Origin of the sequence: Streptomyces sp. NPDC046870, from assembly GCF_040704595.1 — a bacterium.
Lineage (GTDB): Bacteria > Actinomycetota > Actinomycetes > Streptomycetales > Streptomycetaceae > Streptomyces > Streptomyces argyrophylli.
In genome coordinates this window covers 278,996-292,020 of the sequence record NZ_JBEYXM010000003.1, presented here as the reverse complement: position 1 = coordinate 292,020, position 13,025 = coordinate 278,996, and the positions used below count along the sequence as shown (strand labels likewise).

Here is a 13,025-nt window from a genome sequence, read left to right as displayed (position 1 = left end):
GTCTCGCTTTCCGTCTCATTCAGCGACAGTACGAACGCCCAGACGGTCGTTTGTGACCTTCGTTGCGGCACGGACGTCCCGGTCGCGTTCGTCGTGGTGCCGTCCGCTGACGACGGTGGCAGCGGCAGATGTCCCGTCGAGCGAGGTCACAGGGCTGTGGACGGACGTGCGCGGCAGGAAGGCCACGCCCACGGAGAGCAATATCTGTGCCCGTGAAATGAGAAACAGCTGCGGGCTACGGCAAGTATTCCTCGACCGTCCGACGGAATGGAATTCGCGACCGTGCAGGGCCGATCGCACCGTGCTACTGTCGTCATCAGTTGCAGGTGTGGTTGCCAGAAGGTTTTTTCCGACGGCTGCTCATCACGGCGACACGGAATGCGCACAGGGCGTGTTCCCGGTACCGCCTCCGAAGGAGAGAACAACATGGCTACTGGAACTGTGAAGTGGTTCAACGCGGAAAAGGGCTTCGGCTTCATCGAGCAGGACGGCGGCGGCCCCGACGTCTTCGCCCACTACTCGAACATCGCCGCCCAGGGCTACCGCGAACTGCTGGAAGGCCAGAAGGTGTCGTTCGACATCGCGCAGGGCCAGAAGGGCCCGACGGCCGAGAACATCGTTCCCGCCTGAGCCGCCGGCGCTGACGCACACTTCGCAGCTGGGGCCCGCACCTTGGGGTGCGGGCCCCAGCTCGTGTCTTTCCCAGGAATTTCGGCCCTGCCATATTCCGGCCCGTTCTCGCGATTCTCTGCGCCGCTTATTCTGCTGCGGAATTTCCTTGATCGTGCCCGCATCGAGGAAGGTTCCGCATGAACCGCACACGTACCGCTCCCGCACGCACCAATCGCACGGATAACCGTTTCGGAGGAAGCGCCGCCGCGCCCCGCTCCGGCGGTCACGGAAACCGGCAGCCGCAGCCGGGTGAGTTCGCTCTGCCGAAGACGGTCACGCCCGCGTTGCCCGCTGTCGGGTCGTTCGCCGAGCTCGCCATGCCGACGCCGCTGCTGGCCACGCTCGGCCACGAAGGCGTGACCGTGCCGTTCCCGATCCAGGCGGCGACCCTGCCGAACGCCCTGGCCGGCCGTGACGTACTCGGCCGCGGCCGCACCGGGTCGGGAAAGACCCTCGCCTTCGGCCTGGCGGTCCTCGCCCGTACGGCGGGCCGGCGCGCCGAGCCGCGCCGGCCACTGGCCCTGGTCCTCGTCCCCACCCGTGAGCTGGCCCAGCAGGTCACCGACGCGCTCGCTCCCTACGCCCGCTCCGTGGGCCTGCGGCTCGCCACCGTCGTCGGCGGAACGTCCCTCGGCAGGCAGGCTCGAGCGCTGCGCGCCGGCGCGGAGGTGGTCGTGGCGACGCCCGGCCGGCTCAAGGACCTCATCGACCGGGGCGACTGCCGGCTCGACGACGTCGGCACCACCGTGCTCGACGAGGCCGACCAGATGACCGACATGGGCTTCATGCCCCAGGTCACCGCCCTGCTCGACCAGGTACGTCCCGGGGGACAGCGGCTGCTGTTCTCGGCCACCCTGGACCGCAACGTCGACCTGCTGGTCCGCCGCTACCTGGCCGACCCGGTGGTGCACTCCGTCGACCCGTCGGCCGGTGCCGTCAGCACGATGGAGCACCACGTACTCCACGTCCACGCCGCGGACAAGCACCGCACGACCACCGAGATCGCGGCCCGGGACGGCCGGGTCATCATGTTCCTGGACACCAAGCTCGCCGTGGACCGGCTGACCGAGCACCTGCTGAACAGCGGTGTCCGCGCCGCGGCCCTGCACGGTGGCCGGTCCCAGCCGCAGCGCACCCGGACCCTGGCGCAGTTCAAGGACGGTCACGTCACCGTCCTGGTGGCCACCAACGTCGCGGCCCGGGGCATCCACGTCGACAGTCTCGACCTGGTCGTCAACGTGGATCCGCCCAGCGACCACAAGGACTATCTGCACCGTGGCGGCCGCACGGCCCGCGCCGGGGAGTCCGGCAGCGTCGTCACGCTCGTGACGCCCGGGCAGCGCCGCGGCATGACCCGGCTGATGGCCTCGGCCGGCATCACTCCGCACATCACCTCCGTCCGCTCGGGCGAGCCGGAGCTGAGCCGCATCACGGGTGCCCAGGCGCCCTCCGGTGTGCCGGTGGTCATCACCGCGCCTGTCGCGGAACGCCCCCGACGCGGGTCCTCGCCGTCCCGCAGCCGCCGGGGCCGCACCGGGCAGGGCCGGTCCGTCGGGGCGGGGACGCGCCGACGGGCACAGCGGCTGCCCGGGAAGGACTCGACCGCCTGAGACCGGCGCGGCCTCCGGCGCCCCTCGGCCTCCCGGAAGCCACCGTGGACCTAGCGGCCGCAAGGGCCGCCGGCCGGCCATCCCCCACGAAGGAGACAGCGTGACGCCGCCGCGGACACAGAGCCGTACGCCGGACCCCGCTTCGCTGACCGCGGCCGAGGACACCGAGGGGCACGGTCCTCGGGTGAGTGACGACATGACCGTCGAGGTGGCTCTGGCCGTCATGGCGGGTGCCCGGGTCGAGCACCTGACCGTGTGCGACGGGGACGACGAGGTCACAGGGCGGGTCACCCGCATCCGGCTCGCCGTCGTCCGGGACAGTTCCGCGTACACGGACCGGATCCGGCTGCGGGACGTTCTCCACGGGCCACTGCCCTCGCCCGGCGTCGGCGCGTACGGCCGGGTTGCGGGCGTAGTCGCCGTCTCGCGCTGATCCGCCGTGCCCCGGCGCGCCCGTGGCCGTGCGGGGGACGGGCGGGGACCGCCTCAGGATCCCGGTGGGGACGGCGTCTCACCGGTCGAAGTGGATGAGGTCACCTATGGTCCATGCGCTGACGTCCTTGATCGCGACCCGGTACATGCCGCCCGTCTCCGGGATGCCGAGGCTGCCCTGCACGATCCGGGCGAGATGGAAGTGCAGATGCGTGGGCGCCTCGCCGCGGCCGGGCCGGTCCTCCCGCGGAGCGCGGGCGAAGACGTCCGAGAACGGGCCGAGGCGGTCCGAGTCCTTCAGGACCTCCGCCACCCGTTCCCTCCACACGGCCTCCGGAGCCAGTCTGCCGGTGATGACGGCACCGCCGACGATCACGGTCAGCGACATCTGATTGCTTCGCTCGGACTCCACCGCGGCGGAGATGGCGACGAGCAGCTCATCAGGGTTCGACATGGCACCACAGCTTATGCCGTCCACCCATGCCTGCCTCCCCCTCCTCCGGAAGAGGGAATCTACTCTGACCGCAGTAGATTTTCGCTCCCGTCATGGGTACGCTTCTTCTCGTAGACGAGGTCGAACGAGACCCGCCAGACACGAACTGGCGGGTGGCCGAACAAGAAGCAGGACCGGGCGGCTCGCAGGTCGAGGAGCTGCCCGCAGCAGTACAGCCTCATTCAGTGGTTGGACCGAGAGGAACGGAGGAGCCGACGCCATCAGGATCGCCCGGCCCGAGGGGCACTCGGCCGGGTACCGCAAGACCCCGGATTGGATGGTGGTCCCCGGTCACGCAGCTGCGATCCCCCGCTCCGCCCGCTCGGGCCGGGTAGCGGACACAGAAGGCCGGCACAGCAGTAGAGCCGGCAGATGGTGTTCAATTTCCTTCGGGGCCCTGGTGCCGTACGGCGCCAGGGCCCCTCGACGCGTTACACAGCGAGGTGACATGACATCGGACAACCCTCTGAATGACCGACTGGACGACGACGACTACCCCGCTTACACGATGGGCCGGGCAGCGGAGATGCTCGGCACCACCCCGGCCTTCCTCCGGGCCATCGGTGAGGCTCGTCTGATCACTCCGCTCCGCTCGGAGGGAGGACATCGCCGGTACTCCCGCTACCAACTGCGGATCGCCGCGCGCGCCCGCGAGCTCGTCGACAAGGGGACCCCGATCGAGGCCGCGTGCCGCATCGTCATCCTCGAAGACCAGCTCGAGGAGGCGCAGCGCATCAACGCCGAGTACCGTCGCGCGGCCGGCCAGTCGGCGGGCGGTTCCGGTTCCGTCTGAGCACGCGGGCGCGTGCCGGGTCCGCCGCTGCCGGACCGACACCGCCCTGGCTCCGGAAAGGCACCCCCCGCCGGAAGGGCTGGGCACTCGCCGGGGATTGCTGTCCTCGTCACCCGCTCCACGAAGAAGGCCCAGGTCACAGACCCGGGCCTGTTGCTGTACCGGGTGATCACTCGCCGCGGCGTTTGGTCGTGGATGTGGCGGCTACTCGCGACAGCGAGTCTGCTCGGACAGCGAGGAGTTGGTCGAGATGACCATGGTGACACAGGGGGGTGGCGGAGGCGGTTCCAGCGGCCTGTACGACGTGCTGGAACTCGTCCTGGACCGCGGGCTGGTGATCGACGCGTTCGTGCGCGTCTCCCTGGTCGGTATCGAGATACTCAAGATCGACGTACGCGTCGTGGTCGCGAGCGTCGACACCTACCTCCGCTTCGCCGAGGCCTGCAACCGCCTCGACCTCGAAGCAGGCCCCCGCAAGCCGGCCGGGCTCACGGAACTCACGGGAAAGATGATGGAGTCCGGCGCCCACGGCAAGACCAAGGGAGCCCTGTCCGGTGCCGCGGAAACCATTTCGGAGGCTTTCAAGCAGGCACGCGACGAGGGCCAGGAGCGTCAGGGCGACCGGGCCGCGCGCAGGAGGGGGGAATAGCAGATGAGCACCTACGTCTACGGGATCATCCGCGCCTCGCGTCCCCCGCTCCCCGAGGACCTGGAAGGCGTCGGGGCGCCCCCGCGGCCGGTACGCGTACTGCGCCAGGGCGAGCTGGCCGCGATCGTCAGCGACGCCCCCGAGGAGCTGCGCCCCAAACGCCGTGACCTGCTCGCCCACCAGCGGGTGCTGGACGAAGCCGGGGCGGAGGGCGTGGTGCTGCCCATGCGGTTCGGCAGCGCCTCCCCGGACGACGAGACGGTGACCACGGTGCTCGCCGAGCGCGCGGACCGGTTCCTCGAGCGGCTGCGGGCACTGGACGGCAGGGCGGAGTACAACATCAAGGCCAACCACGACGAGGAGGCCGTGCTCCGCCTGATCATGGCCGACCGTGACGACATCCGGTCGCTGGCGCGGGCGAACCGCGAGGCCGGCGGCGGCACTCAGGAGGACAGGATGCGGCTCGGGGAGTTGGTCGCCGCCGCCGTCCAGGAACGCGAGGCGACCGACGCCGAGTTGCTGCACCAGGCGCTCGCACCGATGGCCGAGGACGTCAGCGCCGGCCCGCCGAGCAGCGGCTGGCTGGCCAACCTCTCCTTCCTGGTGGACAGCCCCTCGGCGGAGCGCTTCCTGAGCGCGGTCGACGCGTTCGGCCAGGAGCACCCCCATCTGGAGCTGCGCGTCAGCGGCCCGCTGCCGCCCTACAGTTTCGTCGAGTCCCCCTCGTCGCGGCAGGCCGAAGGCGGCGACACGGAAGCCTTCGGCAACGCCACCGCCCAGCCGACCGGCTAGGAGACCACCGCCGGTGCGGACCCGTGGCGTTCGGGTCCGCACCGGCAGCCGGGGCTACCGGGAAGTTCTCTCGTTCGATCCGAAGGCCCTTCACGGAGTCGGCCGATGCCCGACCCGCCGTACCCCTGTCAGGGCCACGGAACCCAGGCCGACCGCGAGTGCCGTCGCGGTCGTGATGCCGCGCCTGCGCACAGTGACGTGAACCTGGCCGTCGCGGGCGCAAGGGTGTCCCCGTGCGTTCCCGCACGCCCACGGCCCGCACGAGGCGGGCAGTACACCGGGAACTGCCGCTTTCTGGAATCTGCGCAGGAGCCCCACACAGGCTGCACACAGCCTTTCGAAGGGGTCGTTACCGTTGCTGATCGCTCGCCTCCCTGTACGAGCGTGACCAGGCCGTGGCCCGGGCGGGCCGACGGCGCAGTCAACCGAGGAAGACCGCAGATGGACTACTGCTCCACGTGTCGTCGGCATCTCAATGGCGCCCTGGTCTGCCCCGGGTGCGGTGCGTACGCCCCGGACATCGCGCCGCCGCTGCTCACCGACCGCGTCGGCACCGACCGGTCTGCCGAGCCGACGGCCACGGACGTGTCCGCCCCCTGGGACAGTGAGCCCCGGCCAGAGCACGACACGGGGTCCGCCGCCGAACCGTCCGCCGACGCCGCGGGGATGTCGTCCGCGCGGCCGGGCAGGGCGGCACGCCGCCGCCAGCTCGCCCGGCTGAAGAAGCACCAGCGGCGGGCCATGGTCGCCACCGCCTTCGCCCTCGTCGGCGGCGGCCTGTCGCTCGCCACACTCGACCGGCACACCACCGGCCAGGCGCAGGCGGCCACCGCACCGGAGGACCGGAGCATGGGCGCCGCGAGGGAGCGGCTGGAGGCGGAGCCCCCTCAGCAGGCCCCGCAAGCCCCGCAGGCACCACGGGTGCCGCACGCGCCACAGGCGCCGGAGCAGCGCGCGCCCCGCACCGCGCCCGCGCGGCACGCATCGATCGGCGTCACCCCTCGGCATGAGGCTCTCCCTGCCACGCCCAGCACCGCGGCCCCGGTGGCCCGGGCGGAATCCGTTCCCCCTCACCACCCGACCGTCGTGTCGCCCCCGCAGCAGCAGACCACCGGGTCCGCGTCCTCCGGCGGTACGACGGGCACGAACGGACCGGCCCCGGACCACGCCGACACGGCGACCCCGCCGGCCCCTGCCCCGACGACCGGCGGCACGGACCCGAGCACCTCCGGGACCGCACCCGCCCCGGCGGCGACGTCTCCCGCCCAGCTCTGCCTCCTGGGCCTCTGCCTCGGCTGACATGCCGTCACCACTCGTCGGCACAGGGGATTTCACCATGGCCGCGAAGCGGCGCGCGGCTCCGGGCGCCTAGGCCATTCGGCTCCGAGGTGGTGTACGGAGCGAGAGCATCCGGAACGCTCCGGCATGGTGGCACTCGGCGGTGATCCGCGGGCGCCACCATCACAGGAACGATGGAACCGGAGCCGGAGCATGAAACACCGCATGGTCGCGCTCGCCTTGGTGAGCGCGCTGGCCACCGCCGCGTCGGTCACGGCCTCCTCGGCCACCGCCGCCTCGGTCACGGCCTCCTCGGCCAAGACCGCCTCCCTCACGACCCCTTCCGTCACGGCCACCTCGGCCACGGCGGCGTCCTCCGGCCCGGCCCCCGCGCAGCCCGTCGCGAGACCGACGCCTCCCACGCCTCCGCCGGGCGCGGCCGACGGTGAGGCCTGGGCGTGGACGCAGCTCACCGGCCGCGGGACCGAGATCCGTTACGTGTCCACCGACACCAGCCGGCAGTGCCCCTCGGTCCGTTACACCCTGGGGACGGCCAGGGACGCGCACCAGATGCACCGGGTGAGCACGCCCATGGGGGCGCAGTTCCCCACCACCGTGTGCGAACTGGGTGTGCCGCTCACGGCGTCCGGGGCCCGGCTGGAGCAGGTGCCCGCGGCCGTGCTGCACCCCGGCGACCGCCGGCTCCCCCTGCCCACCTGGACGGCGGCGACACGTCCGCAGAGGATCGCGGTCATCGGTGACACCGGCTGCTCGGTCCCGAAGACCGGTACGGTCCAGGACTGCGCGAACCACCAGACCGGCTGGCCGTTCCCGACGATCGCGAACAGCGCCGCCACCGTGACCCGGCCCGACCTCGTCATCCACGTCGGTGACTACCTCTACCGGGAGGACCCGGACAGGGAGAACGACAAGCAGCGGAACCCGGGCTGCACGACGACCGCCGACGCGGCGAGCTGGGCCTGTGTCGTCGCCGACTTCTTCCGGCCCGCGGAGACGCTGCTGGCCGCCGCGCCGGTCGCGTTGACCCGGGGCAACCACGAGGACTGCAACGCGAGTTTCCACGGTGGTGCGGGCGGCGCGTGGTTCCGCTACCTCGCCGACGACCTCCGCGACGACGGGTCGTGCGACCGGTTCACCGATCCCGTGGCGATCCGCGCGGGCCTGCTGAACCTCGTCTCCCTGGACTCCTCGTTCGCCGACCCCGCGGACAACGGCAGCACGGCGGACAAGGCCGTCTTCACCAGGCAGCTCGACCAGGTGAACCAGTACGCCCAGCGACGCCCCGGCGAGGACTTCTTCCTGTTCACGCACAAGCCGCTGTGGATGGTGAAGGCGGCGGGGCACACGACCGGTGACGTGACCTGGGTGACCAGGGTCCTCAGCGACGCGGTCGCCGACACGGCACTGCACCGGCTGGCGCGCAACGTACGGCTGGTGCTCTCGGGGCACGTGCACCTCTACCAGATGGTCGATTTCGACACGGTCCGCCCACCGCAGCTGACCGTGGGCTCCTCGGGCGGACCACTGGACAACGGCCCGGACGACCTCCTGGTCCTCGGCCAGCCGGTCGGCACCCCGCCGCAGCCCGTCCACCAGTCGATCACCCAGACGACGGGCCCCACGGGAGGCACGGGCATCGCCGGGTACGCGGACCTCGGCCACAGCTCCGCCGGCACCACGTGGGCCCTCACCTTCCGCACCACCGACGGCCGCGTGCTCGGCCCCACCTGCCGGCTCGACACCGGCGCGGCCGACAAGTCGTTCCTGTGCCCGCCCGGCACGTCGACCGGACCGGGAACCGACCGGCCCGGCGGCTACGGGGTGGCGCGATGAGCCGCCGGTCCCGGCGCGGCGGGCACCGCGCGCGGCCGTTGGCATTCCTCGCCGCCTGTCTTCTCGTCCTGGCGGGTGCCCCGGGCGCGTTCGCGCACGTCCGCGGGCACGCGGCGGCCTCCAGGACGCGCTGTGTCGCCACGCCCGCCGAGTACAAGGCCGCATGGGACGCGCGGCAGGTCCGGTGCGTGTCACCCGCCTTGTTCGCCACCACACACACGCGTGGGGACACCTCGCTGTACCCGCGCGGCTTCTGGTACGCGTGGGCCGGGTCCGACACCAACCTCGAACGGTACCTGGAGCTGCGCAAGCGGTACGGGGGCCGGCCGCCGAAGGTGGGCATCGGGGTCCTGTCGTACGTCGGGTATCCGGGACTGGACACCTGGTCCGTCCCGACGGACCTCGCCGTCTACACCCTCCCGCCGGGCGTCCGGGCGCTGGTGCCGAGCTTCGAGACGTGGTTCCGCGTGCTCGACGAACGGTTCGGCCACACGTCCGCGTACCCGCTCGCCGCCCAGCGGGACCTCGTCGTCGCCTATTCGCGGCTCCGCAGGGACGAGGACGTCGTGGGCGCGTTCCAGAAGGTGACCGGCTGCCGCCGCACCGAGTTGCTCGCGGGCGCGGCGCCTTCAGCGACCATCGGCTGCAACCGCTCCTTCCTCGGTGCGCTCGCGGCCACCGGCCCGTCCCCGTACGACGGCGGCGACTCGGAGGCGTGCTTCGCGAACTTCCAGTCGCGGTACCGGGGCCCCAGGGACGCCGCCGCGCTGAGGGGCGCGCTGTACCAGTGCCAGGACGCGGGCTTCCTCAACACGGGCGTCGGACTGGGCTACAACACGTACGCCAACCCGTTCGTGTGCGAGCCCGCCTCCCGGCAGTCCGTGCGGGAGAGGTACACCGGCAGGGAGTTCATCGTCCCGAACACACGCCTGCGGGCTCTGCCGGAGCACGTCGACATCCCGCTGGATCTGGGGACACCTTCCCGGCGCGGGTTCCTCCGCGCCGGGTACTGCTGAGCGCCTCCGGGCCGGCCGGTCCCGCGGACGCCGCGCCGCCGCCGCGGGACCGGGACGTCAGAACACGCCCTTGTACGCCTGCCACCCCGTGCCGATCTTCGTGCGGGGTCCGAACGAGCCCGCGCCGTTGCCGCTGTTGCGCCACAGGTTGCCGGCGGTGTCGCGGGAGACGATGTCCGCCCTGCCGTCGCCGGTGATGTCGCCGGCACCCACGACGACGTTGTACGACGAGCCCCAGCCGGAGGCCACCTTCACACGGGACCTGAAGCCGCCGGAGCCGTTGCCGTCGTAGCGCCAGAGCGTGTTGGAGCGGTCCTGGGCCAGGAGGTCGCCGCGGCCGTCCCGGTTGAAGTCCCCGACACCCACGACCTTCTTGTAGCCCGACCAGTTCGCCGCGATCCGGACCCGTGCCGACAGCTTCCCCGTGCTCGTGCCCTTGTACAGGAACACCTCTCCCGTCGACGCCTTGCGCGCGATCAGGTCGGGGCGTCCGTCGCCCGTGATGTCCCCGGGGGAGGTCAGCACGTCGTACTGGTTCCAGCCGGTGCCCAGCGAGGTGTGCGGGGTGCTCGTGAGGAAGGCCTGCCCGCGCATGGTCCGGTACGCCCGCAGTTCGCCGCTGCCGAACCGGACGAGGATGTCGTTGCGGCGGTCGCCGTTGAGGTCACCGAACGGGACGAGTGTCACGGAGGAGGGCCAGCCGGAGGCGGGCATGCCCTTGCCGAAGGCGCCCGTGCCGTTGCCCGGCCGGTAGCTGACGACGCCGGACGAGGTGAGGGTCAGCGCGTCGCCGGTCCCGTCGGGCGCCCAGGTGCCGCCGTTGGTGAAGTCACGGCGTACGGCGGCCCCGGAGGACACCTTCACCGTCCGCGACACCGTCAGCGCCGGTCCCGAGCCGTCGGCGGGCGGGGCCGTCAGGGTGAAGGTGTACGTACCGTTGGGGACGAACGCGCCCTTGCCGTCACGTGTGTCCCACCGCACGGCCAGGGTGCCGTCCACCTCACCGCCGGAGACCTTGCGGACCACGGCGCCGGTGGCCTTGCTGGTGAGGGTGGCCGTCCAGGAGGCGGCGGGCTTGGACAGCAGTCCACGCCACCGCCACCACGGGGCGCTCGCCGCGCTGCTCTCCCACGCGTTGTCGGTCACCTCGGACTCGACGACGGCGAGCCGCTGGGCGGCGACCCCACTGGGGACGAGGTGGATGCGCTGGTCCGCGTCCACATAGGCCGCGGGGCCGCCGAACTTGTCCACGGTCCAGGTCACCCCGCGCAGGCTGGAGGTGCCCGCCGCGAGGTCGCCGATCTTGCGGGTGGTGGCGGTGCCGTCGGAGAAGGCGGTGAGGAGGAGCGCCCCGGCCGCGGTGTCGTGCCGGACGAGGTAGCCGTCACCGAGCAGCGCCTGGCCTGACGGGACGGGGATGTTCCTCTTCGCCGTGCGGTCCCAGACGCCGGCCGTCGCGGCCGGGCCGCAGGACCAGTAGATCCAGCGGCCCACCACCTGGAGCTCCTTGGGGACGCACGGGGCGCCGGTGGCTACGGTGTCGGTGGTCTTGCCGTTCTTCAGGTCCTTCGCGGTGACGACTCCGGTGCCGGAACCCGGCGTCCACAGGCTGGTCCCCCAGACGGAGGCGGCCGTGACGGGGCGGGTGACGACGGGCTCCAGGTCTCTGTAGACGCCGAGGTCGCCGACGTACTGCTTGGCGGGGGAGGAACCGTTGACGATGGCGTAGCGGCCGGTGACGTCGAGGACGCTTCCGGAGGCCGAGGGCACGTGGAAGAAGCCGGCCTCGTCGTTCTTGTCGAGGGACTGGACGTACGAGCCGACGGGCTCGGACTGGGCGGTGAACGTCACCGCACGGCCGTCCCCGGTGGCGTACGGGCCCACCCCGCGAAGGTTCCAGTTCCGCCAGGTCGGCGCGCTCGGCGTTCCGTCGGCGGCGATCCGCCGGGTGTAGTAGCCGCCGATGAAGCTGCTGTCGGCCTCGTCGGTGGCCAGGGTGCCGTTCTGCAGCGACAGCCGGTCGATCTTCGCCGCCGTGGGCGGTACGGCGGTCAGCTCCGTCAGCGCCGGGATGTCCGCCCCGGTGTCGGTGACCCTGCGCACCGCCCAGTGCCCGGCGTCGCTGCCGCCGACGGCCAGCAGGCTGCCGTCCGGTGCCGGGACGAGGGACGTGTTCGCGTGCCGGAGCAGGGTGAGCGGGTCACCGCCCGTGAGGGGGACGGCCATGAGCCGCTCGCCGGACTTGTCGGCCTGGTCCTGCAGGTCCCACGGCACGGAACGGGCCACCACCAGCCAGCGCCCGGCGATGCCCACGTACGGGGTGCCCTCCGTGCCGGGCAGCGTCAGCGTCGTCTCGGCCGCGGAGAGGTCGGCGCGCCCCAGGACGTGCGCCACCTTGAGATCGGACCACCAGACCAGCCGGTCGGCGCTCAGCGCGACGCCCGTCGGGGCGACGGCTACGGCCACATCGCCGGTGACCCTCGCGGCGGCCAGGTCCACCAGCGCCAGGTGCTGTTCGCCGTCCGCCCGCGCGTACCCGATGACGGCGGTGCCGCTGTCACCGCCCAGGACCCTCGCGTTCACCGTGATCCCGGTCGGCCAGCCGTCGACGGGGGTGCCCTCGGCGGGCGCGCCGTCGCCGTACAGCCACAGCACGCGGTTGCCGTCGGCGTCGCGGGCCTGGGTCAGCACATGGGTGCCGAACGTCGCCATGTACATGCCGTGGGTGAGGGTGACGTCCGTGGTGGTGCCGGCGGACGGGTCCCTGAGGACGACCTTCCCGGTGGGCGAGACGACATCGGCCACGACATCGGACGACGACCCCAGATAGCCGGGCAATTCGAGGCGCGCCAGGCTGCCCAGTTCGGTCGTCGCGCCGGTGTCGTACGACGTCCACAGGTAGCCGGAACGCCCCTCCTGCGCGTGCAGGTAGCCATGGGGGCCGGCGCTGTAGATCCGGTCCCTGCGCGGTGTGTAGCGGTCCGCCTGGAAGACCTTCTCCGTCCCGAGGGCGGTGCGCGCGACATCGTTGTCCGCGTGGGCCAGCGGGCCGGGACCGGCGGTCGCGGTGAGGATCGCCAGCGCGGCGACGACGCCACGGGTGGTGGTACGACGGGCCAACGTGGCCTCCTGGGCTTCTCAGCGGAGATGTGCGGAACGGGACGACCGACGGCCGGTCAGGCGCGCGTCGACGGTGCTGCGGAAACACCCAGCCCCCCGACTGCTCCCCGTGCACAGCGGCACGAGAGTAGCAGCAGGCCCGGGCCCGTCCGCCGCGCCGGGGACGGAGATCGCGGAGGAGCCCCGCGGTGCGTCCTCCCCGGCGGAGGTGTCGCTGAAGTACCCCCTTGTGCAGGCGAGTTGGCGTGATCGGCGACTCGGACCGTGAAGGCCGTGCGCACTGCCGGGCGCGAGGTGCCGGGAGCGTGGTGCGGGC

11 protein-coding genes are annotated in these 13,025 nt (G+C 72.1%); 9 read left to right on the top strand and 2 right to left on the bottom strand.

The genetic code is table 11. The annotated features are described in order from the left end of the window. Positions 1-426 precede the first annotated feature (426 nt). The 3 genes from AB0946_RS09885 (at position 427) to AB0946_RS09875 (ending at position 2,715) form a co-directional block, all read left to right on the top strand. A complete protein-coding gene (locus AB0946_RS09885; RefSeq protein WP_366760063.1) occupies positions 427-630 on the top strand; it encodes a cold-shock protein in 204 nt (67 codons plus the stop codon). Positions 631-809: 179 nt separating this feature from the next. Then, entirely contained in the window at positions 810-2,282 is a 1,473-nt protein-coding gene (locus tag AB0946_RS09880) for a DEAD/DEAH box helicase (protein ID WP_366760062.1), read from the top strand. Between the two features lie 184 nt (positions 2,283-2,466). Continuing rightward, on the top strand, positions 2,467-2,715 hold the full coding sequence (locus AB0946_RS09875) for a CBS domain-containing protein (RefSeq protein ID WP_366760061.1): 249 nt from the start codon (positions 2,467-2,469) through the stop codon (positions 2,713-2,715). A 78-nt stretch (positions 2,716-2,793) separates the two neighbouring features. Here AB0946_RS09875 and AB0946_RS09870 read toward each other — a convergent pair whose 3' ends face one another. Next, positions 2,794-3,168 (bottom strand): hypothetical protein, encoded by a 375-nt coding sequence (locus tag AB0946_RS09870; protein ID WP_366760060.1) that lies wholly within the window; start codon positions 3,166-3,168, stop codon positions 2,794-2,796. 487 nt (positions 3,169-3,655) lie between these two features. On the opposite strand from AB0946_RS09870, the gene AB0946_RS09865 reads away from it, so the two are divergent. The 6 genes from AB0946_RS09865 to AB0946_RS09840 all read left to right on the top strand — a co-directional run bounded on the left by AB0946_RS09865 (position 3,656) and on the right by AB0946_RS09840 (position 9,589). Beyond that, positions 3,656-4,000 carry a MerR family transcriptional regulator gene (locus tag AB0946_RS09865; RefSeq protein WP_366760059.1) on the top strand — a complete coding sequence of 115 codons (345 nt, stop codon included), beginning with the start codon at positions 3,656-3,658 and terminating at the stop codon, positions 3,998-4,000. 250 nt (positions 4,001-4,250) lie between these two features. Beyond that, positions 4,251-4,649: a gas vesicle structural protein GvpA gene (locus AB0946_RS09860; RefSeq protein WP_366750090.1), complete on the top strand. Its 399-nt coding sequence runs from the start codon at positions 4,251-4,253 to the stop codon at positions 4,647-4,649. A gap of 3 nt (positions 4,650-4,652) precedes the next feature. Then, positions 4,653-5,441: a GvpL/GvpF family gas vesicle protein gene (locus tag AB0946_RS09855; protein WP_366760058.1), complete on the top strand. Its 789-nt coding sequence runs from the start codon at positions 4,653-4,655 to the stop codon at positions 5,439-5,441. Positions 5,442-5,882: 441 nt separating this feature from the next. Beyond that, on the top strand, positions 5,883-6,740 hold the full coding sequence (locus AB0946_RS09850) for a hypothetical protein (protein ID WP_366760057.1): 858 nt from the start codon (positions 5,883-5,885) through the stop codon (positions 6,738-6,740). 192 nt (positions 6,741-6,932) lie between these two features. After that, positions 6,933-8,573 carry a metallophosphoesterase gene (locus AB0946_RS09845; protein WP_366760055.1) on the top strand — a complete coding sequence of 547 codons (1,641 nt, stop codon included), beginning with the start codon at positions 6,933-6,935 and terminating at the stop codon, positions 8,571-8,573. Next, positions 8,570-9,589 (top strand): hypothetical protein, encoded by a 1,020-nt coding sequence (locus AB0946_RS09840; RefSeq protein ID WP_366760054.1) that lies wholly within the window; start codon positions 8,570-8,572, stop codon positions 9,587-9,589. Before AB0946_RS09845 ends, AB0946_RS09840 begins: the two co-directional genes overlap by 4 nt. A 57-nt stretch (positions 9,590-9,646) precedes the next feature. On the opposite strand, the gene AB0946_RS09835 is transcribed toward AB0946_RS09840, so the two are convergent. Then, the gene (locus AB0946_RS09835; protein ID WP_366760053.1) at positions 9,647-12,709 is read right to left on the bottom strand and encodes an FG-GAP-like repeat-containing protein; all 3,063 of its coding nucleotides are present in this window, start codon (positions 12,707-12,709) and stop codon (positions 9,647-9,649) included. Positions 12,710-13,025 lie beyond the last annotated feature (316 nt).